We start from the raw sequence: 24,183 nt of genomic DNA, 5'->3' as shown, positions 1-24,183 counted from the left end.
CAGCCTCGACGAGTCGTTCGCTAGCCGCCGGGACGCCGGGTGCGGCGGCGCAGCGCCCAGCGGCGCCGAGTTTGCTGGTCGTCCGCGGTGGGCGAGCTCTCCGACGCGGGCGGCTCAGCTGCGGGTTCCCCGGGTTTCTCGTCGACGGGCGGGGTTGACTCCGGCTCGCTCTCGGCGGTTTCCGCCGCTTCTCCGCCACCGTCTTCAGATTCGCTGGCCTGCGCCTCGGGTGCGGCTTGTGCCGGCTCTTCGGCTTCGGGCTCTTCGGCTTCGGGCTCTTCGGCTTCGGGCTCTTCGGCTTCGGGCTCTTCGGCTTCCGGCTCTTCGGCTTCCGGCTCTTCGGCTTCGGGCTCTTCGGCTTCAGCCTCGGCTGCTGCCGCCTCTTCAGCTTCCGGCTCTTGCGCTTCCGCGACCTCCGGCTCCTCAGCCTCAGCGACCTCCGGCTCCTCAGCCTCGGCCTCGGCGATTGCCTCTTCAACCCCAGCCTCGGGTTCCTCAGCCTCTACAGCCTCTGCCTCCCCGACTTGCGGCTCTTCGGCTTCGGGTTCCGGCGACTCTTCGGGCTCTTCGGCTTCGGCGGTCTCGGCTTCTTCGGCCCTCGCCTCTCCAGGCTCTTCGGCTTCGGCGGTCTCGGCTTCTTCGGCCCTCGCCTCTTCAGGCTCCTCTGCTTCCGACTCCGCGTCCTCTGCTTCCGGCTTGTCAAGCGTCGCCGTTTCCACCGACTCGGCCGAACCCGCCGGGCCGGCGTCGTCGTCCGCGCTGGCCGCACTCGCCGCCACCGTCGAGGCCGCGGCGACACTGGCGAGTTCCTCCGTCCGTTCGACGGCGGGCTTGGATTCGTCGTCCTCCGGCTGCACCTTGCCGCGCAAACTCTCGGGATCCTCGCGGCCCTTCGGCGCCAAAACGATGTAGACGACGGCGCCGATGAACACGAAAGTCGATGTAAACGAGTTGATCCGGATGCCGGCGATGTGGGTGGCGGTGTCGTCACGCAACAGCTCGACCCAGAAGCGCCCGACACAGTAGAGCGCGACGTAGGCGGCAAAGAGCCGTCCGTGACCGATCGCGTAACGCCGGTCGATGTAGATCAGGATGGCGAAAACTAGTACGTTCCAGAGCAATTCGTACAGAAAAGTCGGTTGTACCACGACCGCGAGCTGCCCGGTCGACACACCGTCGAGTGAATGTGGGTCGATGTATCCCGAAGGATCGCGGCGATAAAAGATTTCCAGGCCCCACGGCAGCGTGGTCTCCCGGCCGTAAAGCTCCTGATTGAAGTAGTTCCCGAGCCGACCGATCGCCTGCGCCAAGATGATGCCCGGGGCGACCGAATCGAGGAAGGCCGGCAACGGTATTCCGAGCCGGCGGCAACCGATCCATGCTCCCAACACACCGAGCGCCACCGCGCCCCAGATGCCCAGCCCGCCGTCCCAGATGCGGAACGCGGCGCCGAACCCGGCACCGCCCGGGCCCCAGTATGTCCGCCAATCGGTCGCCAGGTGATACAGCCGGCCACCGATCAAACCGAACGGCACCACCCACAGCGCGATGTCGTAAATCACCCCGCGCTGCCCGCCGCGGGCTGCCCAGCGCCGATCGCCGATGATCAGCGCGACCACGATCCCGGTGATGATGAACAGCGCGTACGCGCGAATCGGCAACGGACCCAGGTGCCAGACACCTTGCGGGGGGCTGGGGAAATACGTGGGCAACATCGTCATGATGACGACACTCGCACACCTTCGGCCAATTCCTGGGTCAACGCACGCAAGCTCGGCAGACCGTCGGCGAGTGCCGATACCAAGGCCGAGCCGACGATGACGCCGTCGGCGTAACTGCCGATTTGCGCGGCCTGCTCACGCGATCGCACGCCGAGGCCGACGCCGACGGGAATGTCGGACACCGCTTTGATCCTGTTGACCAATTCGGGGGCGGCGTTCGACACCGCGTCGCGGGCCCCGGTCACGCCCATCGTCGAGGCCGCGTAGACGAATCCACGCGATGCCTCGACCGTGCTCACCAGCCGTTCCGGAGTCGACGAGGGCGCCACCAGATAAATGCGATCCAGCCGATGCTGTTCGGACGCGGCCATCCACTCGCCGGCTTCATCGGGGATCAGGTCCGGCGTGATGAGCCCGTGTCCGCCTGCCGACGCGAGATCCCGTGCGAACGCGTCAATCCCGTAGCGCAGCACCGGGTTCCAGTAGGTCATGACCACCGCACGCCCGCCGGCCATACTGATCGCCTCGACCGCGGCCAACGTGTCACGCACGCGAACTCCGCCGCGCAACGCGGCCTCGGTAGCCCGGGCGATCGTCGGGCCGTCCATCCCGGGATCCGAATAAGGCACCCCGACTTCGACGAGGTCACAACCCGATTCGACCAGGGCGGTCATCGCGTCCACCGACGTCCGCACGTCGGGATAGCCGGTGGGCAGGTAACCGATCAGCGCGGCACGGTTTTCGGCCCGGCAAGCGTCGAAAAGCGGTGCCAGCCTGCTGGCCTGGCTCTGCTCCACCGTCATCGGGTGTCCTGGTCGTCCATCAGGCCGAACCATTTCGCGGCCGTCTCGACATCCTTATCGCCGCGACCCGACAGGTTCACCACAATGATTGCGCCGCTGCCCAATTCATGGCCGAGCTGCAGAGCACCGGCGACGGCATGAGCGGATTCGATGGCCGGGATGATGCCCTCGGTCCGGCACAGCAGCCCAAACGCGTCCATTGCCTCGGCGTCGGTGATCGGCCGGTATTCTGCACGGCCGGTCTCGCGCAGCCACGCATGCTCCGGGCCTACTCCCGGGTAGTCCAAACCCGCTGAAATCGAATGAGATTCGATCGTCTGGCCGTCCTCATCCTGCAGCAGATAAGAGAACGACCCCTGAAAGGCGCCCGGTGACCCGCCGGTGAATGTCGCCGCGTGCCTGCCGGTCTCGACGCCGTCGCCCGCTGCCTCGTAGCCGATCAACCGCACGCCGGGGTCGTCGATGAAGGCGTGGAAGATGCCGATCGCGTTGGACCCGCCGCCCACGCAGGCCGCGACGGCGTCGGGCAACCGGCCCGCCTGCGTCTGGATCTGTGCGCGCGCCTCGAGCCCGATGATGCGCTGGAAATCGCGGACCATCGTCGGGAAGGGGTGTGGGCCCGCCGCCGTGCCGAAGCAGTAGTACGTTTTGTCGGCGTTGGTGACCCAATCCCGGAACGCCTCGTTGATGGCGTCCTTCAACGTTTGCGAGCCCGAGTCGACCGAGACGACCTCGGCGCCCAACAGCCGCATCCGCGCCACGTTGAGCGCTTGGCGCGCAGTATCGACCGCGCCCATGTAGATCACGCACTCCAGGCCGAGCAATGCGCAGGCGGTGGCAGTCGCCACGCCGTGCTGCCCGGCGCCGGTCTCGGCGATCACCCGGTTCTTGCCCATCCTCTTGGCCAGCAACGCCTGGCCGAGCACGTTGTTGATCTTGTGAGATCCGGTGTGGTTCAAGTCTTCTCGCTTGAGGAAGATGCGTGCTGAACCAGCGTGTTCGCTTAGGCGGGTGGCCTCGTAGAGGGGTGACGGTCGGCCCGCGTAGTTCGCCTGCAAGTCGTCCAGCAGCTCCAGAAATTCCGGGTTGACGCGTTCCTTTTCGTAAGCCGCGGTGACTTCTTCGATCACCGCCATCAGCGCCTCGGCGACGTAGCGGCCGCCGTACACACCGAAATGTCCACCCGCGTCAGGGTCGTGTCGGGTGGGTTCAGAAATGGCCGCGCTGGAAAGCGGCAGGGCGGCGCGAGTGGGATCCACCATCACCAATGCTCAACGCGGGGACGGCTGATGGGGTTCAACGCAGGGCTCCGACTAGCGAGCCGGTTTCGGACATGACGGATGGGTACCCGCGGTCACCAGATCGGCAACGGCGGCACGCGGATCGCCACTTTTGACCAGGCCCTCACCGACGAGGACGGCATCGGCGCCGGCACCGGCGTACGCCAACAGGTCCGCGGTACCCCGTACACCGGATTCGGCGATCCTGATCACGTTGCTGGGCAGGCCGGGCGCGATCCGCGAGAAGCTGTCCCGGTCCACCTCTAGCGTCTTGAGATCGCGGGCATTGACCCCGATTACGTTGGCGCCGGCCTTGAGCGCGCGATCCGCCTCTTCTTCGGTGTGGACCTCGACAAGCGCTGTCATGCCCAATGATTCGGTGCGGTCGAGCATCGCCGCCAACGCCGACTGCTCCAAAGCGGCGACGATCAGCAGCAACATGTCCGCGCCGTGCGCACGAGCCTCGTGAATCTGATACGGCTGCACCACAAAGTCTTTGCGCAAGACCGGAATCGACACCGCGGCCCGAACCACATCCAGGTCGTCAAGCGAGCCGTTGAAACGCCGCTCCTCGGTCAACACACTGATGATGCGGGCGCCGCCGTCTTCGTATGCCTGAGCCAGTTTCGCCGGATCGGCAATGGGCGCCAAGGAACCCGCTGACGGACTCGCGCGCTTGACCTCGGCGATGACGCCGATCCCCGGCTCGCGCAGGGCGGCCATTACATCCAGAGGTGGGGGCGCCGCGGCGGCCGCCGCTTTGATCTCGGGAAGAGGGATACGCGCTTCGCGCGCGGCAACATCGGCCCGGACTCCCTCAAGGATGGAGTCAAGGACAGTCGCCGGACTCATACCTGTCGTTTCCCTTCTACAGCCATACAGACGGTCACCTAACCGGTTCCGAACCGATTTCGACGACGTCAATGAAGGGTAGCGACCGTCGGCTCGCGACCCGTCACCGACCCTCGGTGTCAGACTCGCGGGGCCGATCGGTCGGGTCGTGCCCCTCATCGAGTGCGTCCCAGATCATCCGCTCCGACATCTCTGTTGCCCCCGGCTCCTCCAGCATCGCCCCGTCGGCACTCTCGCGTCTCGCGATTGAGCGGCGGGTCGCCGGCGCGGCGTATTTTCTCGCCCCGGCCCGGGCCGTCATCGCCGACCGCATCAACAGGACGGCGGCGATCAACGTGCACACCGCCGCACCCACCGCGAACCCGGCGCCGACGTAACGCCGCTCGCTGCCCACCAGGGTCAGCAGCGAAATGTGGGCGAGTTCGGACCCTCGCACCGCCACATCCGGCAGCACCCACAGGCTGACGCCCAGATAGCCGATCGCCAGGCTGATCACGGCGAGCAGGCCGGCCAGCGCCCGCAGCGCCCAGCCACGCACCGCGAGCGCCGCGACGGCGGTGGCCAGCATCAGCAGCGCCAACGGCAGCAGGGCCGTCGACCAGGACACACCGGCCAGGACCACTTGCTTGGGCGGCCCCAGCCCGTCGAACGACCGAATCACCACCCAAGGCAGGCGCGAGGCCGTCCACAGCAGACCCGCGGCGATGACCAGCAGCAGCTGGGCGATGCCGATCGTCAGCCGGGGCCGCCGGTCCGGCGGCGGGTCAGCCATTGCGGGTGGCGCCCGGGGCGCTGAGCGTCTGCGCCGCGGCGATGGCATTGAGCACCGCGCGCGCTTTGTTGCTCGCCTCGGTGTACTCGTAAGGACCGTTGGAGTCCGCCACTACCCCGCCGCCCGCCTGGACATAGGCGGTGCCATTGCGCATCAGCGCGGTGCGAATGGCGATCGCGAAGTCCGCGTTGCCGGCGAAGTCGAAGTAACCGAGCACGCCGCCGTAGACGCCGCGGCGCGTCTTCTCTACCTCTTCGATCAGCTCCATGGCCCGCACCTTGGGCGCCCCGGACAGCGTGCCGGCCGGGAAACAGGCCGTGACGGCGTCCAGGGCGGTGCGGCCCTCGCCGAGCAGGCCGGTCACCGTGGAGACCAAGTGCATGACGTGGCTGTACCGCTCGATGTGGCTGTAATCCTCGACCCGCACCGTGCCGGGTGTGCAGACCCGGCCTAGATCGTTGCGGCCGAGGTCGACCAGCATCAGGTGCTCCGCGCGTTCCTTGTCGTCGGACAGCAGCTCCTTCTCCAGCAGCTGGTCTTCTTCCTCGTTCTGTCCCCGCCACCGGGTGCCGGCGATCGGGTGCGTCGTCGCGCGGCCGTCGGCGACGGTGACGAGTGCCTCCGGGCTGGATCCGACGATCGAAAAGTCCGTTACACCAGCACTATTCGGCACATGAAGCAGGTACATGTAGGGGCTGGGGTTGGTCACTCGCAGAATCCGGTAGACGTCGATCGGGTCGACGTCGGTGTCCATCTCGAAGCGCTGCGAGGGCACCACCTGGAAGGCTTCGCCGGCCGCGATCTGGTCGACGAGGTAGTCGACGATCTTGCCGTACTCCTCGACCGTGCGCTGGGCGCGGAACTGCGGCTCGGGCTTGCTGAAAGTGGCCACCGTCGACGGCAGCGGCTGGCCCAGCGCTTCGGTCATCACATCCAGGCGCGCGACGGCGTCGTCGTAGGCCTCGTCGACCCGCTCGTCGGTACCGTTCCAGTTCACCGCGTTGGCGATCAGCGTGATGGTGCCCTCGTGGTGGTCGACCGCCGCCACATCCGTGGCCAGCAGCATCAGCATGTCCGGCAGCTGCAGATCGTCGACGGCCATTTCCGGCAGGCGTTCCAGGCGCCGCACCATGTCGTAGGCGAAGAACCCGACCAGGCCACCGGACAGCGGCGGAAGCCCCGGCTCGGACTGGCTGGTTTGTCGGGTGGACAGCAGCTCCAGGGTGGCCTGCAGCGCCTCGAGCGGATCGCCACCGGTGGGCGCGTCCTGCGGGACCGCGCCCAACCACACCGCTTGGCCGTCGCGCACGGTCAACGCCGAGGGTGCCCCGGCTCCGATGAACGACCATCGCGACCACGACCGGCCGTTCTCGGCAGACTCCAGCAAGAACGTGCCGGGTCGATTAGCGGCCAGCTTGCGGTATGCCGACAGCGGCGTCTCGCTGTCAGCCAAGACCTTCCGGGTCACCGGAACAAAGCGGTGCGCCGCCGCGAGCAGGCGAAATTCCTCCCGTGAGGTCGTGTCGGCGAGGTGTGGGTGCACCGAACCATCCTCGCAGATGCGGTTGCCCGGCCCGGGCGGTCCCGCGAGCCGGGGGCACCTCCCGCTTGCGGGGGAACGACACGGCGACTTTCCGCCCGATTTGTCGCGGTGCCGTCAGGCTCGCACCCGGCACGGCCTCGTGGGCAATTGGGCGTAGCCTGACGGCCATGAAAACTGGTGACACAGTGGCCGATTTCGAACTTCCCGATCAGACCGGAACGCCCCGCACGCTCAGCGCCCTGCTTGCCGACGGCCCCGTGGTGCTGTTCTTCTACCCCGCGGCAATGACTCCCGGGTGCACCAAGGAAGCCTGCCATTTCCGGGACCTGGCTGCCGAATTCGCGGCGGTCGGCGCCAGTCGCGTCGGCATCAGCACCGATGCGGTGCAGAAGCAGGCCAAGTTCGCCGACAAGGAAAGCTTCGACTACCCGCTGCTGTCCGACACCGACGGCACGGTGGCCACGCAGTTCGGCGTCAAGCGCGGTCTGCTCGGCAAGTTGATGCCGGTCAAGCGCACGACGTTCGTGATCGACACCGATCGCAAGGTGCTCAACGTGATTTCCAGCGAGTTCAGCATGGACACCCACGCCGACCAGGCGCTGCAAACCCTGCGGGCGCGTTCGTCGGCGTAATCGCTTGCGCTGCTTGCGGTTACGGGACGATCGCCAGGAACACGAACGCGGCCAGCAGCACCAGATGCACCTCGCCCTGTAGCCGGGTCGCCCGGCCGGGGATCACGGTGAGCATGCTGATCACCACGGTCAACGCAAACAGCACCAGCTGCGTCGAGCCCAGCCCGAGAATCAGCGGTCCCTTGATCCAGATCGACGCCAGCGCGATGCCGGGAATGGTGAGCCCGATGCTGGCCATCGCCGAGCCGTACGCGAGGTTGAGGCTGGTCTGAATGCGGCCCTGTCGCGCCGCTCGCACCGCCGCCAGCGTCTCGGGCAGCAGCACCAGGCCCGCGATCACCACGCCGACGAACGAGTTTGGGAATCCCGCGACCGACACCAGTTTCTCGACGGCCGGCGACTCCTGTTCGGCCAGGCCCACCACCGCGACAAGCGCGCCCACCAGCAGCGCAAGGCTGCGCAGTGCCGCGGCTTGGCTCGGCGGTTCCGCGTGGCTTTCCTCGTCGAGGATGCGTTGCTGACCGCGCTGCGCGATCGGCAGAAAGAAGTCGCGATGCCGCACCGTCTGGGTGAAGACGAACAGCAGGTAGACCAGCAGCGAAGCGACGGCGGCGAATACGAGCTGCCCGGGCGAGAACTCCTGACGACCACGAGTCGTGGTGAAGCTGGGCAGCGCCAGGCTCAGCGTCGCCAGCGTGGTGAGCGTGGCCAGCGCCGCACCGCTGCCTTCGGGATTGAACAACGTCACGCCGTAGCGGTGCGAGCCCAACAGCAGTGACAGCCCGGCGATGCCGTTGGTGGTGATCATCAGGGCGGCGAACGCGGTATCCCGGGCCAGCGTCTCCGCTTCGTTTCCGCCCGAGGCCATCAGCGCGATGATCAGGGCCAGCTCGATGACGGTCACCGCGGTGGCGAGCACCAGCGACCCGAACGGCTCACCGACCCGGTGTGCGACCACTTCGGCGTGGTGCACCGCGGCCAACACGGCGCCGATCAGGACGATCGCCTCGAGCGCGGCCAGCAACGGCCCCGGCTCCGTGCCCCAGGCCAGTGCCAGCATGACGAGAGCGACCAGCGGCACCACGACGTTCCACGACATCCGTTCGCGCATCGCCTGCCATTCTGATCGAAATCGTCGGCGGGTGCCGCCTGGGGCGCGCCGCGTGCGGCTGTCCCGCACGGCCGCGATTTGCCGGCCGCGGCAATCATCGTCTCAGTAGCATGCTCACATGCCGCAAAGCGATGGGTTACCCGAAGGCGCGCTGTTCGCCGGATTCAGGATCATTCGGCGGCTGGGGGCAGGCGGGATGGGCGAGGTGTATCTGGCGCAGCATCCACGGCTGCCGCGCCGTGACGCCCTGAAGATCCTGCCCGGTGAGCTCACCGACAACCTCGAGTTCCGGCAGCGCTTCAACCGGGAGGCCGATCTCGCCGCGAGCCTGTACAACGAGCACATCGTCGGTATCCACGACCGCGGCGAATACGAAGGGCAACTGTGGATTTCGATGGATTACGTGGAGGGCACCGACGCCGCACAGCTGCTGCGCCAGTACCCGTCGGGGCTGCCGAAAGCCGACGTCGTCGAGATCATCGCCGCCATGGCCGACGCGCTGGATTACGCGCATTCGCGCGGCCTGCTGCACCGCGACGTCAAACCCGCGAACATCCTGATCAGTGACGCCACGCCGCGACGGCGCATCCTGCTGGCCGATTTCGGCATCGCGCGCGAGCTGGGTGAGATCAGCGGCCTGACAGCGACCAACATGATGATGGGCACCACCGCCTATTGCGCGCCCGAGCAGCTGCAGGGACTCGACATCGACGGACGCGCCGACCAGTACGCGCTGGGATGTACCGCGTTCAACCTGTTGACGGGTGCCGCTCCGTTTCAGAATTCCAATCCCGCGGTGGTCATCACACAGCACTTGTCCGCGCCGCCACCGCCGGTCAGCCAGCGCCGGCCCGAACTGGCGGATCTCGACGGCGCACTCGCCAAAGCCTTGGCCAAAAACCCCGCCGAGCGTTTTGCGACCTGTTCGGATTTCGCGGCCGCGCTCGGCAGCCAGCTCGGCACCGCGGTCGACGCCGTCGGTCCGACCCGAGCGGGCCCGATCGCGGACACCGAAGTAATCGCCAAGGCCCAAACCGCTTCGCCCGCAACGCCGCCCGCGCGCAGCACCCGGCGTACGGCGGTGGCGGTCGCCGCCGTCGTCGGTCTGGCCCTGGTCGGCCTTGGGGTCCTCGTCGGCGTCCGCGTGTTCGGCGGCTCGCACGGCAACGGCAACGCGAAATCTGTCGCGCCGACGACTAGCCAGGCGGCGGCGCCCGCGAAACCCGGGATCAAGCTGGCCGGCCAACTCACCGACCAGGCGGGTGTGCTCGGGCCCATCGAATACGACACGGTGAATCGGGCGCTCACCAAGCTGTACAACATGCGCGGCACGCGGTTGTGGGTGGTGTATGTCCGGACCTTCGACGGCCAAAAGCCGTTCAAATGGGCAGAGGAGGCGATGCGTGCCAACAACTTGACCGACAACGACGCCATCCTTACCGTCGCCACCGAGGAGCCCGCGTACTCGTTCCGGGTGCCCAACGCCGTGACCGCCGGAAGGGCGATCGACCTCGAAGTCATTCGGCGAGATCGCATCTCACCGGCGGTCTTTCGTCACGAATGGACACGCGCGGCCCTCGAAGCAGCCAACAGCCTGGACGTCGCGCCGCGCTAATTCTCGGGTTCGAGCAGCGCGTCGGCATCGAAGCAGCTGTGGTCTCCGGTGTGGCACGCGCCGCCGACCTGGTCGACCGTCAGCAGCACGGCGTCACCGTCGCAGTCCAGGCGCACCGAGTGCACATGCTGGGTGTGCCCCGACGTCGCGCCCTTGATCCACTGCTCGCCGCGGGACCGCGAAAAGTAGGTGGCCTCGCGGGTTTTCAGGGTGCGGGCCAGCGCTTCGTCGTCCATCCAGGCGACCATCAGCACGTCCCCGCTGCCCCGCTCCTGCACGACGGCGGTGAACAGGCCGTCGGAATTGCGTTTGAGGCGCGAAGCGATCTCGGGATCGAGTGTCATCGTACCGTGATCCCTTCTGCGGCCATCGCCGCCTTCACCTGCCCGATCGTCAACTCCCGGAAGTGAAAGACGCTGGCCGCCAACACCGCATCGGCACCGGCTTCGACCGCGGGCGCGAAGTGGTCGACCGCGCCCGCGCCCCCGCTGGCGATCACCGGAACAGTGACCGCCGCGCGGACCGCGCGCAGCATCGCCAGATCGAAACCGGCCTTGGTGCCATCGGCGTCCATCGAATTGAGCAGAATCTCCCCCACCCCGAGGTCGGCGCCGCGGGCCGCCCACTCGACGGCGTCGATGCCGGTGCCGCGACGGCCGCCGTGCGTGGTGACCTCCCAGCCCGACCGCGTCGGCGCCGAACCCGGCGGCACCGTACGGGCGTCGACGGACAACACGATGCACTGCGAGCCGAATTGCCTTGACATCTCGGCCAATAGGTCGGGGCGCGCGATCGCGGCGGTATTCACCGAGACCTTGTCCGCGCCCGCCCGGAGCAGGACGTCGACGTCGGCCACGGCGCGGACGCCGCCGCCGACGGTCAGCGGGATGAACACCTGCTCGGCGGTGTGGCGCACCACGTCCAGCATCGTCGCCCGGCCCGACGAGGACGCCGTCACGTCCAGAAAGGTCAGCTCGTCGGCGCCCTCGGCGTCATAGGCCGCGGCGAGTTCGACGGGGTCGCCCGCGTCGCGCAGGTTCTCGAAATTGACTCCCTTGACCACACGCCCGTCGTCGACGTCCAGGCACGGAATCACCCGCACGGCAAGGTCGGTAGCCGAGTGCATCTCAGTAGTCCTCCGGTCGGCCGGCGCTGCGCAGAATCTCGAGGATTTCCCCATACGCTCCGGGGGCGGCGGCCAGCACCGACCGGGACTCGGGGGTCCAGGGTTGACCGAGTAGATCGGTGACAGTGCCACCGGCGGCGCGAACCTGCGCGACCCCGGCGGCGTGATCCCACACCTGGCCGCCGAAATGAACTGCGCACGAGAGGATTCCGTCGGCCACGTAGACCAGGTCAAGACCGGTCGAGCCGTGCATGCGCAGTCGCGAGGACACCCGGCTCAGCTTTTCCAGCACCGCCAGTCGGTAGCGCCCCGGGAATCGTCCCCGCGAACCGGCGTTGAATGTGCCGACGCCGATCAGGGTGTCGGCCAATCGCGTATGATTCAACGGCGTCTGCGCGACATCGTTTTTCATCAGCGGCCCTTCGGCGACGGCCAGGTAGCGGTCGTCCGTGAACGGTATCCAGGTCAAGCCGGCCACCGGCTCGCCCTCGTGCAGCAGGCCCAGCAGTATCGCCGCCATCGGTGAGCCGGCGGCGTAGTTGAAGGTGCCGTCGATCGGGTCCAACACCCACACCCACGGCGAATCGACCGGCGTGCCACCGAATTCCTCGCCATGCACTCCGATTCCGGTGGCCGCTTCCAGCGCGGCGACAACCTGCCGCTCGATCGCCAGATCCACCTGGGTGGCGAAGTCGTTGCCCTTCTTGCGAACCGCCGAGTCGGCGCGATGGCCGGCCACGAACGGCTCCACTGCTGCATCGAGGATTGTCGACGCCTCGGCCAGCAGTGCGTGCAGATCCATCGTTCTACTGCCGTACCGCGTCCAGTGCCTGCGGCAAGGTGAACCGCCCGGCGTAGAGCGCCTTGCCCACGATGGCTCCCTCGACGCCGCGGTCGGTGAGAGTGGCGATCGCCCGCAGGTCGTCCAGGCTCGAGACGCCACCGGACGCGATGACCGGGGCATCGGTGCGCTCGGCGACGCTGGCCAGCAGGTCGAGGTTGGGGCCGCCCAGCGTTCCGTCCTTGGTGACGTCGGTGACGACGAACCGCGAACATCCTTCGCCGTCAAGGCGTTCCAGCACATCCCACAGATCGCCACCATCGGTTTCCCAGCCCCGCCCGCGCAGCCGGTGCTCGCCTCCCGGATGGCTAGGGTCGATCTGGACGTCCAGGCCGACGGCGACCCTCTCACCGTGCTCGCTGATCGCCCGCGCGCACCACTGCGGATTCTCCAGCGCCGCGGTGCCCAGGTTGACCCGGGCACAGCCGGTGGCCAGCGCCGCGGCCAGCGAATCGTCGTCGCGGATCCCGCCGGACAGCTCCACCTGCACATCGAGCTTGCCCACCACCTCGGCGAGCAATTCGCGGTTGGACCCGCGGCCGAACGCGGCGTCGAGGTCCACCAGATGAATCCAGTCGGCTCCGTCGCGCTGCCAGTTCAGCGCAGCGTCCAGCGCCGAGCCGTACTCGGTCTCGCTGCCGGCCTTGCCCTGCACCAGGCGCACGGCACGGCCTTCGACGACGTCGACAGCGGGTAACAAAATCAACAAAGCTCCTCCTGAGCGCCGAGACTGCAACTAGCGACGCGTCCTCTCGGCTCGTGCGTCGTGGAATACAGTTTCGCGCAAATCGTCACAGGGCGTGGACCCAGTTGCTCAACACGGCCGCACCGGCATCCCCACTCTTCTCCGGGTGGAATTGAGTGGCCGCCAGCGGCCCGTCCTCGACCGCCGCCAGAAACCGCACCTGATGGGTGGCCCACGTCAGCACCGCCTCCGGCGAGCCTTCCCACCGCTGCGCGGCGTAGGAATGCACGAAGTAGAACCGCGCGGACGCGTCCAAGCCCTTGAAAAGCCCACTGCCCGGACCGGATTGGACGACATTCCAGCCCATGTGCGGGATCACCGGGGCATCCAGCCGAGTCACGGATCCGGGCCATTGCCCACACCCCGACGTCTCGACCCCGAACTCCACGCCGCGCGTGAACAGGATCTGCATGCCGACGCAGACCCCGAGCACCGGGCGCCCGGCGGCCACCCGTTCGGCGATGATCCGCTCCCCCGCGATCTTGCGCAGGCCGGTCATGCACGCCTCGTACGCGCCGACCCCGGGCACCACCAGCCCGTCGGCTGCCGCGGCCGCACCCGCATCGGCGGTGACCTCCACAGTCGCACCGACCCGCTCCAGCGCACGCTGCGCAGACCGGAGGTTGCCTGAGCCGTAGTCCAGCACCACGACGGATCGGTTTGTCACAAAACACCTTTGGTGGACGGCACACCCGACACCCGGGGGTCGGGCTCGACCGCTTGGCGCAGCGCGCGCGCGACGGCCTTAAACTGCGCTTCGGTGATGTGGTGCGGGTCGCGCCCGTACAGCACCCGCACGTGCAGGGCGATGCGGGCGTTGGCCGCCAGCGATTCGAACACATGCCGGTTGATCACGGTGTGATAGGGCACCGAGTTTCCGGCGATCGTGGTGTGCTGCAGGTGATCCGGCTCGCCGCTGTGCACGCAGTACGGCCGGCCCGACACGTCGACCGCGGCGTGGGCCAGCGTCTCGTCCATCGGGATGAACGCGTCCCCGAACCGGCGGATACCCTTCTTGTCGCCCAGAGCCTCCCCGAGCGCCTGGCCCAGCACAATCGCGGTGTCCTCGATCGTGTGGTGCCCTTCGATCTCCACGTCGCCCTTGGTGCGCACGGTCAGGTCGAAGCTGGCGTGACTGCCCAACGCGGTCAGCATGTGGTCGTAGAACGGCACACCGGTGTCGACGTGCACCTGACCGGTGCCATCGAGGTCGAGCTCGACGACGATGTCGGATTCCTTGGTGCGGCGCTCGATTCGCGCGCGACGAGTCGCAATGGTTGTCACGGGGCTCCTAATACATGATCGCGGTCCGCCGCACGCGGCGTCGTCGCGCCGGCGGTCGCTGCGACCGGGCGGGAATCGGCCGGGGCCAGCTCGGTGGCGGCGATCTGGGCGCTCGCCTCGAGGAATGCGTCGTTCTCGTCGGCAAGTCCGATGGTGGTGCGCAGGTAGCCGGGAATGCCGACGTCGCGGATCAGCACGCCAACCTCCAGGTAGCGCCGCCAGGCGGCGGGCGCGTCGGCGAATTCGCCGAACAACACGAAGTTCGCGTCGCTGGGGATCACCCGAAATCCCAAGTGGCTCAACCCTGCCACGACTCGTTCGCGTTCGGAGATCAAGGTGGACACGCTGGCCAGGGTGTCGTCGGCGTGGCGCAGCGCGGCCCGGGCGGCGGCCTGGGTGACCGATGACAGGTGATAGGGCAATCGCACCAGCAGCATCGCGTCGATGAGAGCCGGCGTGGCGACCAGATACCCCAACCGGCCACCGGCGAACGCGAACGCCTTGCTCATCGTGCGGCTGACGACCAGCCGGGTCGGGTACTCCTCGATCAGCTCGACGGCGCTGGGCTGCGACGAGAACTCGCCGTACGCCTCGTCGACGATCAGAATGCCAGGTGTCACGCCGAGCAGCCGGCGCAGGTCTGCCAGCGGAATGCTTTGTCCGGTCGGGTTGTTCGGGCTGGTGACGAACACCACGTCCGGTTTGCGCTCGGTGATGGCGGCGACGGCGGCGTCGATGTCGAGATTGAAGTCGTCACCGCGCGGGGCCTCGATCCATTCGGTGCGGGTGCTGTCGGAGATCAGCGGGTGCATCGAATAAGACGGAACGAACCCGATCGCGCTGCGTCCCGGCCCGCCGAACGCCTGCAACAGCTGCTGCAAGATCTCATTGGAACCATTGGCGGCCCAAAGATTTTCGTAACTGAGCAGGGTGCCGGTCTGCGCGGTGAGGTAGCTCGCCAGATCGGTGCGCAACGCCACCGCGTCGCGGTCCGGGTATCGGTGTAAATCGGTGGCGACTTCCTGCACGGACCGGACGACGTCGTCGACCAGAGCCTGGCTGGGCGGGTGCGGGTTCTCATTGGTGTTCAGCCGCACCGGAACCGCCAGTTGCGGTGCGCCGTAAGGCGATTTGCCGCGCAAGTCGTCGCGCAGCGGCAGCTCGTCGAGGGTGACCTGCCGTTCGGATGCGGTCATCGTTCGAACCTCCGCCGGACCGCCTCGCCATGGGCGGGCAGATCTTCGGCTTTCGCGAGTGTGACCACGTGTCCGGAGACGTCCTTGAGGGCCGCCTCGGTGTAGTCCACCACGTGGATGCCACGCAGGAAGGTCTGCACAGACAGACCGCTGGAGTGCCGGGCGCTGCCCGCGGTCGGCAGCACGTGGTTGGAGCCGGCGCAGTAGTCGCCGAGGCTGACCGGCGAGTACGGACCGACGAAAATAGCTCCGGCCGAACGTATTCGGGCGGCAACCCGCGGGGCGTCGGCGGTCTGGATCTCGAGATGCTCGGCCGCGTAGGCGTTGACCACCGTGACACCGGCGTCGAGGTCGTCAACCAGGATGATCGCCGATTGCGGGCCGCTGAGCGCGGTCGTCACCCGTTCCCGGTGGACCGTGGTCTGCAGCTGCGCGGCGACCTCGGTGTCGGTGGCCGCGGCCAGCTCTTCGCTCGCGGTCACCAGCACGCTGCCGGCCATCTCGTCGTGCTCGGCTTGGCTGATCAGGTCGGCGGCCACGTGCGCCGGGTCGGCGGTGTGGTCGGCGAGGATGGCGATCTCGGTTGGCCCGGCTTCGGCGTCGATGCCGACCAGCGAGCGGCAGAGCCGCTTAGCCGCCGTGACGTACACGTTGCCGGGCCCGGTGATCAGGTCGACCGGCGCCAGTTGTGTGCCGTCGGTGTCGACGCCGCCGTAGGCCAGCAACGCCACCGCCTGCGCCCCGCCGACCGCCCACACCTCGTCCACGCCGAGCAGCCGGGCCGCGGCCAGGATCGTGGGGTGCGGCAAGCCGTCAAATCGGGCCTGCGGCGGACTGGTCACCACCAGCGAGTCGACCCCCGCCGCCTGCGCGGGTACCACGTTCATCACCACGCTGGACGGATACACCGCGTTACCACCGGGAACGTACAGGCCGACCCGCTCGACGGGGACCCATCGCTCGGTGACGCTTGCCCCCGGCCCGAGCACCGTGGTGGTGTCGGTCCGGCACTGGTCGGCGTGTACGGCGCGGGTCCGCTCGATCATCACCTGCAGCGCGTCGCGGACGTTGTCGTCCAGCCCGTCCAGCGCGGCCCGCAACGCGGCCACGGGCACCCGTACCGCCGCGGGGCGTACGCCGTCGAACGACTCGCCGTAGTCCAGCGCAGCCTCGGCCCCACGCTCGGCGACGGCCGCCACGATCGGCTGCACCTTCGACAACACCGACTCCACATCAGCCCCGCCGCGCGGCAACGCCGCCCGCAGCCGGGCAGCCGTCAGCTCCGCGCCCCGCAGGTCGATGCGGGCCAGCACAGAAGGGGGTGTGGCAGTCACAGCGTCCATTGTCCCAGAGGAACTCAAATCAATATCCGACCGGTACAGTGCCGATAATCAGCGCACAGACGTTCCGCAAGGGAGTGGGCATGTCCACAAAGGATCACCCGAACAACGCCCCGGGCATCCCGATGGTGTATCCGACGTGGTTTGAGAACTTCCAGGTCAAATACGTCAACCCGGCGTTGAAGCCGATCGCGCGCTTCCTGCCCGGCACGGGCACGATCGAGCATCGCGGCCGCACGTCGGGCAAGACGTACAAGACCATCGTCACGGCCTATCGAAACGGCAATGTGTTGGCGATCGCGCTGGGCCACGGCAAGACCGACTGGGTGAAGAACGTGCTGGCCGCCGGTCAGGCTGACCTGCACTTTGCCCGCAGCGTCGTGCACATCACCAATCCCCGGATCCTGCCCGCGGGGTCCGACGGCACGGGCCTGCCCCGGCTGGTGCGTCTGCAGTTGCGCCGGATGGCGGTGCTGGTCAGCGACATCGCCTGAGGTCGGCGACCACAACGCAGGTCGAGTGTGCGCTGAGGCCGGCGAGTGTGCATCCAGGCCGGCCTGGATGCACACTCAACGCCTGCAACCTAGGCCCGGGTGAAGACGGTCTTGCCGGCCATCGTCGGCCATACCGACGGCGCTTCGGACCAGGGCACCACCCGGTCGACGGCCGGTGACAGGTCGCACCCGCCGGTCAGCAACTCCAGCACCTGCGGAATCGCCGAGCGCGCGTTGACCCGCCCGGTGACGAACCTCACCCCGCGCGTGTACATCGGCAGCAGCGGCATCTCGACGGTCGGCTGGTAGTAGATCCCCGTGTCGGTGCACACGCCGTCCGGCCAGGTCGCCCGCAGCGTGGCGGCCAGCAGCGACGGATCGGCGGAGGTGTGCACCGTGACCGGATACGGCTCCCAGGTCTTATCGGGCTTCACCCGATCGTGGACCACCGCGCCGAGCTTCTCGGCGGCCGTCAGCCGGCGCACATCGTGGTCGACGTAGTCGACCCGGGCTCCCAGCGCGGCCGCGAACGCGGTGGCGTACAGCCCGATCGAGAGCTTGCCCACCACCAGCACCCGGCGGTCGGCCGGATCGAGCGCGGCCAACTCGGCCGCATACGGCCCCACCGCCCGCCAGCCGTCGGGAATGTTGTCCGACAGCGAGGCGATGGCGTTGGGCTGCACGCCATCCGGGACGGGGAGCAGCATCGCGTCGGCGTAGGGCACCAGCACCTCGTCCGACATGAATCCGCCGCCGTTCAGCCCGGCGAGCGGGCCGAGACCGTACATCGCCATCAGCGGCACCGAGCCACACGAGCCGGTCACGCCGCGGCGGCAGGCCGAACAGCTGCCGCAACTGATCTGGAACGGCACGACGACCCAGTCGCCCGGCCGAACGGTGCTCACGGCATCGCCGACGGCCACCACCTCGGCCAGCCCCTCGTGCCCGACGGCGTAGCCGGGCGGCAGCGGCGCCTGGCCGTTGGCAACCGCGATGTCGAGATCGCAGCAGGCCACCAACAGCGGCCTGACCACGGCTTGTTCCGGAGCGCTAATCTCCGGCTCCGGCACATCGCGCCAGATATAACGTCCGGCGTCTTCGAAGGTCAGCTGCCGCATCCGGGCCAGCCCTACATATCCAGCCCGATATCGAGCACGCGTACCGAGTGCGTCAGCGCGCCGACGGCCAGGTAGTCCACGCCGGTGCCGGCGTAGTCCGCGGCGGTCTCCAGGCTCAGCCCACCCGACGACTCCAGCAACACCGCGGGTGCGCGCGAGTCACGACGCTGCACGGCGATCTGGGTCTGCCACACCGGGAAATTGTCCAACAGGATCAACTCCGGCTTCTCGGGCAGTACCTCGTCGAGCTGCTCGAGCGAGTCGACTTCGACCTCACACGGCAGATCGGGTGCGGCCTCGCGCACCGCCTGCAGCGCCGCGACGACCGATCCGGCGGCCGCCACGTGGTTGTCCTTGATCAGTGCGGCGTCGCCCAGCCCGAGGCGGTGGTTGACCCCGCCGCCGATCCGGACCGCGTACTTCTGCAGGGCGCGCAGGCCGGGCAGCGTCTTGCGGGTATCGCGGACCTGCGCCTTGGTGCCGCTGACGGCGTCCACCCAGGCCGCGGTCGCGGTGGCGATCCCCGACAGGTGGCAGATCAGGTTCAGCATCGTCCGCTCGGCGGTCAACAGCCCACGGTTCTCAGCCCGCACCGTCAAGACCGGCTGGCCGGGTTGCACGCGGGCGCCGTCGTCGACGCGGTCGAGCACCTGATAGCCGTCGGCACCGAGCACCTCGCCGAGCACCAGCAGGGCGACATCCAATCCGGCGATGACGCCGGCCTCGCGGGGCACCATGGCCGCCGTCGCTTCGCCGGCGGGCACCGTCGCGAGGGTGGTGACGTCGGGGCCGTAGCGCAGATCCTCGTCCAGGCCGCGCCGGACGGTGTCGAGGGCAACGGCCAGCTCCGCGTCGGACAACGTCATCAGGACACCGCCGCCAGGTCTTCGGCGTACACCGTGTCGGCCGACCGGACCATGATGCTGCGGGCCTTGTCCGGCGCGGACTCCGGGTATTCGGCGCGGTGGTGGCAGCCCCGGCTTTCGCTGCGGGCCAACGCCGCAGCGGCCACCGCGCGGGCGGTGAGCGTCAACGCGACGTCCTCGAAATCGCGACGGCCCTCGATCGCGCGGACCCGCGCCCGGGACAGCGTCTCGGACAGCCGCTGCAGCCCGGAGGCATCGCGCACCACCGACGCGTCGCGAGTCATCGCGGATTGCAGTTCGCGGCGTTTCGACGCGGTGTGGGCGATCGGCTCGGGCGGGGTCGCGAGCGCCCGTCCGGTCGCCAGCGCGTGTGTCGAAGCGGCCTTTCCGGCACGGCCGCCGACCACCAGACCTTCCAGCAAGCTGTTGGACGCCAAGCGATTCGCTCCGTGCATGCCGGTGCGGGCCACCTCACCGGCGGCGAACAGCCCGGGCAATTCTGTCCGGCCGTGCACGTCGGTGACCACGCCACCGCAGCTGTAGTGCGCGCCCGGTACCACCGGGATGGGTTGGCGGACCGGGTCGACGCCGGCGGCCCGGCACGCGGCGGTGACGTTGGGGAACCGCGCCGCGAAACCGTCGATGCCGCGCGCGTCGAGGAAGACGCATTCGTCGCCGGTGACCCTCAGCCGTGCATCGATGGCCCCCGCGACGACATCACGCGGCGCCAGGTCTCCCATCGGGTGCACTCCCGCGGTGACCGAATTGCCTTGCCGGTCAATCAATACCGCACCCTCACCGCGGATGGCTTCGGTGATCAGCGGCCGGCGACCGCCGGCCTGTCCACCGAACAGCATGGTGGGGTGGAACTGGATGAACTCGAGATCGCTGACCGCGACGCCGGCCCACAACGCCAAAGCGATTCCGTCGCCAGTGGATCCGTCCGGGTTGGTGGTCGCGCTGTAGAGATGCCCGAGGCCGCCGGAGGCCAGGATCACCGACGGCGCGCTGATGATCCCGATGCCGTCCGGATTGCCCACGGCTACGCCGGTCACCGCCGCACCGTCATGCAGCACCCGCAGTGCCACGTGGCTGCTGCGGATGTCCAGCATCCGGGCGGCATGGTCGAGTGCCCGCTGCACCTCGGCGCCGGTGGCGTCGCCGCCGGCATGAACGATGCGACGCCGCGAGTGCCCGCCCTCGCGGGTCAGCGCCCACCGGCCGGGCATTGATTCGTCGAATCGAGCACCGTTGGAGACCAATTCGCTGACCGCGCGGTAGCCGTCGGCGACGATCGAGTAGACCGCGCCCGGATCGCACATCCCGGCACCCGCGGCCAGCGTGTCGTCGACGTGCGCCTCGACCGAGTCGTCGTTGTCCGGCAGCACGACCGCGATCCCGCCCTGCGCGTAGTGCGTAGCGGTGACCCCGTGGGTTTCTTCGGCCTTGTTGAGCACGACGACGTTGCGGCCGGCCCGGTGAGCCGCCAGCGCGGCGGCCAATCCCCCGACACCCGTGCCGATTACGACGACGTCAGCGCTATCGGTCCAAGCGGGACGGGTCATCATTCGCCGCCGCCCGGCTGGCCGATCTCGATCATGCGCTGCACGCTGCGCCGGCCCGCCGCCGCGATGTCCGGGTCGACGTGAACCTCGTCGGCGCCGTCGACCAGGCAGCGCAACAACGCCGCGGGGGTGATCATCTTCATGTACTTGCAGGACGCGCGGTCGTTGACCGCCTGGAAGTCGACTTGCGGTGCGGCGCGGCGCAATTGGTGCAACATGCCGACCTCGGTGGCGACCAGGACCTTGCGGGCGCGCGTCTGGTGTGCCGCGTCCAGCATGCCGCCGGTGGAAAGGATCTTGACCCGTTCGGCGGGAAAGGCTCCCTCGCCGGCGAGGTACAACGCCGAAGTCGCACAACCACATTCGGGGTGTACATACAGTTCGGCGTCGGGATTGGCGCGGGCCTGATCGGTGAGCTCGTCGCCGTTGATTCCGGCGTGCACGTGGCATTCACCGGCCCACACGTGGACGTTCTTGCGACCGGTCACCCGGCGCACGTGGGCTCCGAGGAATTGGTCCGGGCAGAACAGCACCTCGCGGTCGGGGTTGATCGACTCGACCACGTCGACCGCGTTGGACGAGGTGCAGCAGATGTCGGTGAGCGCCTTCACGGCCGCGGTGGTGTTGACGTAGGAGACGACGACGGCGCCGGGGTGCTCGTCCTTCCAGGCGCTCAGCTCGTCGGGAGTGATGGAATCGGCCAGCGAACAACCCGCCCGCTGATCAGGGATCAGCACGGTTTTGTGCGGGCTCAGAATCTTGGCCGTCTCGGCCATGAAGTGCACGCCACAGAACACGATGGTGTCCTCCGGTGCTTCGGCGGCGATGCGCGACAGCGCAAGCGAATCGCCGACGTGATCGGCGACGTCCTGAATCGCGGGCAACTGGTAGTTGTGGGCGAGCACGGTGGCGCCGCGCAGGTTCGCCAGGCGGCGAATCTCGCTGGCCCACTGCTTATCACCGTCTACGCCGCCGTAGCCGGTGGGCGAGTCGGTGATGCTGGCAACCATGTCTTCGGCGAGCGAGTCCATGCGATTCATGACCGTCACGGCGGCTCCTTTCGACTTAGGAGGTTTTCGACTTACAATCGAAAACATGCCCAATGGTAGCACCGCGCATGAAGTGCTCGCGGTCGTGTTCCAAGTTCGCCAGGCGACCGAGCAGGTTAAGGGCGCCTCCCGAAAGGGAAAACCGCAGCTTAACGTGCTGTTATGGGAGCGTGCGCGGGATCCGCAACGCGGTTCTTGGTCGCTGCCGGGCGGGCGGTTGCGCAACGACGAGGACATGACCACCTCGGTGCGGCGCCAGCTGGCCGAAAAAGTGGATCTGCGCGAGCTGGCTCACCTGGAGCAGCTCGCCGTGTTCTCCGACCCCGGCCGGGTGCCGGGCGCGCGGGTGATCGCGTCGACATTCCTGGGCCTGGTGCCCTCCCCCGCCACTCCGGAGCTGCCGCCGGACACCCGGTGGCACCCGGTGAGCGCACTGCCGCCGATGGCGTTCGATCACGGCCCGATGGTGACGCACGCGCATGCCCGGCTGGTCGCCAAGATGTCCTACACAAACATCGGATTTGCGTTGGCGCCAAGGGAATTCGCTCTGTCCACGCTGCGTGACATCTACAGCGCAACCCTGGGCTACCAAGTGGACGCGACGAATCTGCAGCGAGTGCTGGCCCGTCGCGGCGTGATCACGCAGACCGGCACCATCGCGCAGTCGGGCCGCAGCGGGGGGCGACCGGCCGCGTTGTACCACTTCACCGACGCCGCGCTGCGAGTCACTGACGAATTCGCCGCGCTGCGGCCGCCCGGCCAGCCTTGATCTGCGTCACCCGCGCCCACTTGACGAGCAATCGCTCACAAGCTGGCCATTACAGTTTGGTTACCGACTGTTCATGCGCGAAAATGCCCGATGGCCTAGAAGGGATCCTGAATTGGTTGAACTCGGCAATTTGGCAGGTACCGACGGTGCGGAATGGATCGGTCGGCCGCCACACGAGGCATTGCAGCCTAAGGCGCGCCCACTGCTGCCCTCAGACGACCCGTTCTATCAGCCGCCGTCCGGTTTCCAGCACGCCGAACCCGGCACCGTGCTGCGCTCCCGCGATGTCGAACTGGCCTTTCTCGGCCTGATTCCGCAATCGGTTTCGGCCATCCAGCTGCTCTACCGGACCACGGACATGAACGGCGCGCCCGAGGCGTGCGTGACGACGGTCCTCGTCCCGGCCGAACGCGTTGCCGGTCAGAACACCCCGCTGCTGTCCTACCAGTGCGCGATCGACGCCATGTCGGCGCGTTGCTTTCCGTCCTATGCACTGCGCAGAAGATCGAAGGCGCTGGGTTCCATCGCCCAATTGGAGCTCTTCCTGGTCGCCGCGGCCGTCGCCGAGGGTTGGGTGGTCTCGGTGCCCGACCATGAAGGACTGCTGGGCATGTGGGGTGCCCCCTTCGAACCCGGCTACCGCACCCTCGACGGCATCCGGGCTGCCATGAACTCGTCCCGGATCCCGACGTCCACAAAGGCGCCGATCGGGCTGTGGGGATACTCCGGCGGTGGGCTGGCCAGTGCCTGGGCTGCCGAGGTGTGCGCCGACTACGCGCCCGAGCTGGACGTCGTCGGGGCGGTGCTGGGTTCGCCGGTCGGCGATCTGGGCCACACCTTCCGGCGCCTCAACGGCGGCTTCCTGGCGGGCCTGCCCGCGATGGTGGTGGCCGCGCTGGCACACATCTACCCCGACCTGAACAGGGTCATCGAAGAGCACACCAACGACGAAGGACGCGCCCTGCTGGACCGGCTGGAGTCGATGACGACGGTCGAGGCCGTACTGCGAATGGCCGGCAAGAACATGGGCGACTACCTCGACGAGCCGCTCGAGGACATATTGTCGACCCCCGAGGTGTCCTATGTCTTCGACAACATCAAGCTCGGCGTCGCGACACCCGCGCCGCCGGTCTTGATCGTGCAGGCCGTCCACGACTACCTGATCGACGTCCACGACATCGACGCGCTGGCGGACTCCTATTCGGCCGGCGGCGCCAGCGTCACCTACCACCGCGACGCGTTCAACGAGCACATGCTCCTGCACCCGCTGTCGGCGCCGATGACGCTGCGCTGGCTCACCGACCGCTTCGCCCGCCGGCCGATCAACGAACACCTGATCAGGACCGTGTGGCCGACGGCGTTCAACCCCATGACCTACGCCGGCATGATGCGACTGGGCGTGATCGCGGCCAAGGTGCTGACCGGACGAAAGATTCATCGCCGTCCGTTGTGACGCGTCCG

24 protein-coding genes are annotated in these 24,183 nt (G+C 68.1%); 5 read left to right on the top strand and 19 right to left on the bottom strand.

Annotation, left to right across the window (positions count from 1 at the left end; all coding sequences use genetic code 11):
• Nucleotides 1-20: 20 nt before the first annotated feature.
• The 6 genes from MAAFP003_RS11695 to MAAFP003_RS11670 all read right to left on the bottom strand — a co-directional run bounded on the left by MAAFP003_RS11695 (nt 21) and on the right by MAAFP003_RS11670 (nt 6,971).
• A complete protein-coding gene (locus tag MAAFP003_RS11695) occupies nt 21-1,721 on the bottom strand; it encodes a prolipoprotein diacylglyceryl transferase (RefSeq protein WP_096287075.1) in 1,701 nt (566 codons plus the stop codon).
• A complete protein-coding gene (trpA, locus tag MAAFP003_RS11690; RefSeq protein WP_096287073.1) occupies nt 1,718-2,524 on the bottom strand; it encodes a tryptophan synthase subunit alpha in 807 nt (268 codons plus the stop codon). Before trpA ends, MAAFP003_RS11695 begins: the two co-directional genes overlap by 4 nt.
• Complete coding sequence (gene trpB / locus MAAFP003_RS11685) at nt 2,521-3,786, bottom strand: tryptophan synthase subunit beta (protein ID WP_096287071.1); 1,266 nt, start codon at nt 3,784-3,786, stop codon at nt 2,521-2,523. The genes trpA and trpB overlap by 4 nt, the downstream gene beginning before the upstream one ends.
• Before the next feature lie 51 nt (nt 3,787-3,837).
• Nucleotides 3,838-4,656, bottom strand: a complete 819-nt coding sequence (trpC, locus tag MAAFP003_RS11680) for an indole-3-glycerol phosphate synthase TrpC (protein WP_096287069.1) — start codon at nt 4,654-4,656, stop codon at nt 3,838-3,840.
• 103 nt (nt 4,657-4,759) lie between these two features.
• Nucleotides 4,760-5,428 carry a TIGR02234 family membrane protein gene (locus tag MAAFP003_RS11675; RefSeq protein ID WP_096287067.1) on the bottom strand — a complete coding sequence of 223 codons (669 nt, stop codon included), beginning with the start codon at nt 5,426-5,428 and terminating at the stop codon, nt 4,760-4,762.
• A complete protein-coding gene (locus MAAFP003_RS11670) occupies nt 5,421-6,971 on the bottom strand; it encodes an anthranilate synthase component I (protein WP_096287065.1) in 1,551 nt (516 codons plus the stop codon). Before MAAFP003_RS11670 ends, MAAFP003_RS11675 begins: the two co-directional genes overlap by 8 nt.
• 167 nt (nt 6,972-7,138) lie before the next feature.
• Here MAAFP003_RS11670 and MAAFP003_RS11665 point away from each other — a divergent pair, with 167 nt between their 5' ends.
• Nucleotides 7,139-7,603 (top strand): peroxiredoxin, encoded by a 465-nt coding sequence (locus tag MAAFP003_RS11665; RefSeq protein WP_096287064.1) that lies wholly within the window; start codon nt 7,139-7,141, stop codon nt 7,601-7,603.
• A 19-nt stretch (nt 7,604-7,622) separates the two neighbouring features.
• On the opposite strand, the gene MAAFP003_RS11660 is transcribed toward MAAFP003_RS11665, so the two are convergent.
• Nucleotides 7,623-8,714, bottom strand: a complete 1,092-nt coding sequence (locus MAAFP003_RS11660) for a calcium:cation antiporter (protein WP_096287062.1) — start codon at nt 8,712-8,714, stop codon at nt 7,623-7,625.
• Nucleotides 8,715-8,832: 118 nt separating this feature from the next.
• Between MAAFP003_RS11660 and MAAFP003_RS11655 the strand changes: the two genes are divergently transcribed.
• Nucleotides 8,833-10,329 (top strand): serine/threonine-protein kinase, encoded by a 1,497-nt coding sequence (locus tag MAAFP003_RS11655; RefSeq protein WP_096287060.1) that lies wholly within the window; start codon nt 8,833-8,835, stop codon nt 10,327-10,329.
• On the opposite strand, the gene hisI is transcribed toward MAAFP003_RS11655, so the two are convergent.
• The 8 genes from hisI to hisD all read right to left on the bottom strand — a co-directional run bounded on the left by hisI (nt 10,326) and on the right by hisD (nt 16,834).
• Nucleotides 10,326-10,673 carry a phosphoribosyl-AMP cyclohydrolase gene (gene hisI, locus MAAFP003_RS11650; RefSeq protein WP_096287058.1) on the bottom strand — a complete coding sequence of 116 codons (348 nt, stop codon included), beginning with the start codon at nt 10,671-10,673 and terminating at the stop codon, nt 10,326-10,328. The two genes, MAAFP003_RS11655 and hisI, sit on opposite strands and share 4 nt — an antisense overlap.
• The gene (gene hisF / locus MAAFP003_RS11645; RefSeq protein ID WP_096287056.1) at nt 10,670-11,455 is read right to left on the bottom strand and encodes an imidazole glycerol phosphate synthase subunit HisF; all 786 of its coding nucleotides are present in this window, start codon (nt 11,453-11,455) and stop codon (nt 10,670-10,672) included. Before hisF ends, hisI begins: the two co-directional genes overlap by 4 nt.
• A gap of 1 nt (nt 11,456) precedes the next feature.
• Entirely contained in the window at nt 11,457-12,257 is an 801-nt protein-coding gene (locus MAAFP003_RS11640; RefSeq protein ID WP_096287054.1) for an inositol monophosphatase family protein, read from the bottom strand.
• Nucleotides 12,258-12,261: 4 nt separating this feature from the next.
• Nucleotides 12,262-13,005, bottom strand: a complete 744-nt coding sequence (gene priA / locus MAAFP003_RS11635; protein WP_096287052.1) for a bifunctional 1-(5-phosphoribosyl)-5-((5-phosphoribosylamino)methylideneamino)imidazole-4-carboxamide isomerase/phosphoribosylanthranilate isomerase PriA — start codon at nt 13,003-13,005, stop codon at nt 12,262-12,264.
• A gap of 82 nt (nt 13,006-13,087) precedes the next feature.
• Nucleotides 13,088-13,708 carry an imidazole glycerol phosphate synthase subunit HisH gene (gene hisH / locus MAAFP003_RS11630; protein ID WP_096287050.1) on the bottom strand — a complete coding sequence of 207 codons (621 nt, stop codon included), beginning with the start codon at nt 13,706-13,708 and terminating at the stop codon, nt 13,088-13,090.
• Nucleotides 13,705-14,337: an imidazoleglycerol-phosphate dehydratase HisB gene (gene hisB / locus MAAFP003_RS11625; RefSeq protein WP_423790892.1), complete on the bottom strand. Its 633-nt coding sequence runs from the start codon at nt 14,335-14,337 to the stop codon at nt 13,705-13,707. Before hisB ends, hisH begins: the two co-directional genes overlap by 4 nt.
• The gene (locus tag MAAFP003_RS11620) at nt 14,322-15,521 is read right to left on the bottom strand and encodes a histidinol-phosphate transaminase (RefSeq protein ID WP_096287046.1); all 1,200 of its coding nucleotides are present in this window, start codon (nt 15,519-15,521) and stop codon (nt 14,322-14,324) included. Before MAAFP003_RS11620 ends, hisB begins: the two co-directional genes overlap by 16 nt.
• Nucleotides 15,518-16,834, bottom strand: coding sequence for a histidinol dehydrogenase (hisD, locus tag MAAFP003_RS11615; protein WP_096287044.1), 1,317 nt, complete (start codon nt 16,832-16,834; stop codon nt 15,518-15,520). Before hisD ends, MAAFP003_RS11620 begins: the two co-directional genes overlap by 4 nt.
• A gap of 110 nt (nt 16,835-16,944) precedes the next feature.
• Between hisD and MAAFP003_RS11610 the strand changes: the two genes are divergently transcribed.
• On the top strand, nt 16,945-17,355 hold the full coding sequence (locus MAAFP003_RS11610; protein ID WP_090608898.1) for a nitroreductase family deazaflavin-dependent oxidoreductase: 411 nt from the start codon (nt 16,945-16,947) through the stop codon (nt 17,353-17,355).
• 89 nt (nt 17,356-17,444) lie between these two features.
• Here the strand turns inward: MAAFP003_RS11610 and MAAFP003_RS11605 are convergent, their stop codons facing one another.
• From MAAFP003_RS11605 to nadA, 4 genes are read right to left on the bottom strand one after another with little or no spacing between them, the layout of a single operon-like run.
• Nucleotides 17,445-18,473: an alcohol dehydrogenase catalytic domain-containing protein gene (locus MAAFP003_RS11605; RefSeq protein ID WP_096287042.1), complete on the bottom strand. Its 1,029-nt coding sequence runs from the start codon at nt 18,471-18,473 to the stop codon at nt 17,445-17,447.
• Between the two features lie 11 nt (nt 18,474-18,484).
• Entirely contained in the window at nt 18,485-19,339 is an 855-nt protein-coding gene (gene nadC / locus MAAFP003_RS11600) for a carboxylating nicotinate-nucleotide diphosphorylase (protein ID WP_096287040.1), read from the bottom strand.
• Nucleotides 19,339-20,904: an L-aspartate oxidase gene (locus tag MAAFP003_RS11595; protein WP_096287038.1), complete on the bottom strand. Its 1,566-nt coding sequence runs from the start codon at nt 20,902-20,904 to the stop codon at nt 19,339-19,341. Before MAAFP003_RS11595 ends, nadC begins: the two co-directional genes overlap by 1 nt.
• Nucleotides 20,904-21,953 (bottom strand): quinolinate synthase NadA, encoded by a 1,050-nt coding sequence (gene nadA / locus MAAFP003_RS11590; protein WP_096287036.1) that lies wholly within the window; start codon nt 21,951-21,953, stop codon nt 20,904-20,906. Before nadA ends, MAAFP003_RS11595 begins: the two co-directional genes overlap by 1 nt.
• A 46-nt stretch (nt 21,954-21,999) precedes the next feature.
• Between nadA and MAAFP003_RS11585 the strand changes: the two genes are divergently transcribed.
• Nucleotides 22,000-22,722 carry an NUDIX hydrolase gene (locus tag MAAFP003_RS11585; RefSeq protein WP_096287034.1) on the top strand — a complete coding sequence of 241 codons (723 nt, stop codon included), beginning with the start codon at nt 22,000-22,002 and terminating at the stop codon, nt 22,720-22,722.
• Between the two features lie 112 nt (nt 22,723-22,834).
• Nucleotides 22,835-24,175 (top strand): lipase family protein, encoded by a 1,341-nt coding sequence (locus tag MAAFP003_RS11580; protein ID WP_096287032.1) that lies wholly within the window; start codon nt 22,835-22,837, stop codon nt 24,173-24,175.
• Nucleotides 24,176-24,183 lie beyond the last annotated feature (8 nt).

Origin of the sequence: Mycobacterium ahvazicum (assembly GCF_900176255.2) — a bacterium.
GTDB lineage: Bacteria > Actinomycetota > Actinomycetes > Mycobacteriales > Mycobacteriaceae > Mycobacterium > Mycobacterium ahvazicum.
Note: the sequence above shows the minus strand (reverse complement) of the source record. Positions and strands in the feature narration are given on the sequence as shown.

Coding starts and splice junctions, on each gene's coding strand:
- MAAFP003_RS11695 (WP_096287075.1), bottom strand. CDS start 1,721: ATGACGATGTTGCCCACGTATTTCCCCAGCCCCCCGCAAGGTGTCTGG.
- trpA (WP_096287073.1), bottom strand. CDS start 2,524: ATGACGGTGGAGCAGAGCCAGGCCAGCAGGCTGGCACCGCTTTTCGAC.
- trpB (WP_096287071.1), bottom strand. CDS start 3,786: ATGGTGGATCCCACTCGCGCCGCCCTGCCGCTTTCCAGCGCGGCCATT.
- trpC (WP_096287069.1), bottom strand. CDS start 4,656: ATGAGTCCGGCGACTGTCCTTGACTCCATCCTTGAGGGAGTCCGGGCC.
- MAAFP003_RS11675 (WP_096287067.1), bottom strand. CDS start 5,428: ATGGCTGACCCGCCGCCGGACCGGCGGCCCCGGCTGACGATCGGCATC.
- MAAFP003_RS11665 (WP_096287064.1), top strand. CDS start 7,139: ATGAAAACTGGTGACACAGTGGCCGATTTCGAACTTCCCGATCAGACC.
- MAAFP003_RS11660 (WP_096287062.1), bottom strand. CDS start 8,714: ATGCGCGAACGGATGTCGTGGAACGTCGTGGTGCCGCTGGTCGCTCTC.
- MAAFP003_RS11655 (WP_096287060.1), top strand. CDS start 8,833: ATGCCGCAAAGCGATGGGTTACCCGAAGGCGCGCTGTTCGCCGGATTC.
- hisI (WP_096287058.1), bottom strand. CDS start 10,673: ATGACACTCGATCCCGAGATCGCTTCGCGCCTCAAACGCAATTCCGAC.
- hisF (WP_096287056.1), bottom strand. CDS start 11,455: ATGCACTCGGCTACCGACCTTGCCGTGCGGGTGATTCCGTGCCTGGAC.
- MAAFP003_RS11640 (WP_096287054.1), bottom strand. CDS start 12,257: ATGGATCTGCACGCACTGCTGGCCGAGGCGTCGACAATCCTCGATGCA.
- MAAFP003_RS11620 (WP_096287046.1), bottom strand. CDS start 15,521: ATGACCGCATCCGAACGGCAGGTCACCCTCGACGAGCTGCCGCTGCGC.
- MAAFP003_RS11610 (WP_090608898.1), top strand. CDS start 16,945: ATGTCCACAAAGGATCACCCGAACAACGCCCCGGGCATCCCGATGGTG.
- MAAFP003_RS11605 (WP_096287042.1), bottom strand. CDS start 18,473: ATGCGGCAGCTGACCTTCGAAGACGCCGGACGTTATATCTGGCGCGAT.
- nadC (WP_096287040.1), bottom strand. CDS start 19,339: ATGACGTTGTCCGACGCGGAGCTGGCCGTTGCCCTCGACACCGTCCGG.
- MAAFP003_RS11595 (WP_096287038.1), bottom strand. CDS start 20,904: ATGACCCGTCCCGCTTGGACCGATAGCGCTGACGTCGTCGTAATCGGC.
- MAAFP003_RS11585 (WP_096287034.1), top strand. CDS start 22,000: ATGCCCAATGGTAGCACCGCGCATGAAGTGCTCGCGGTCGTGTTCCAA.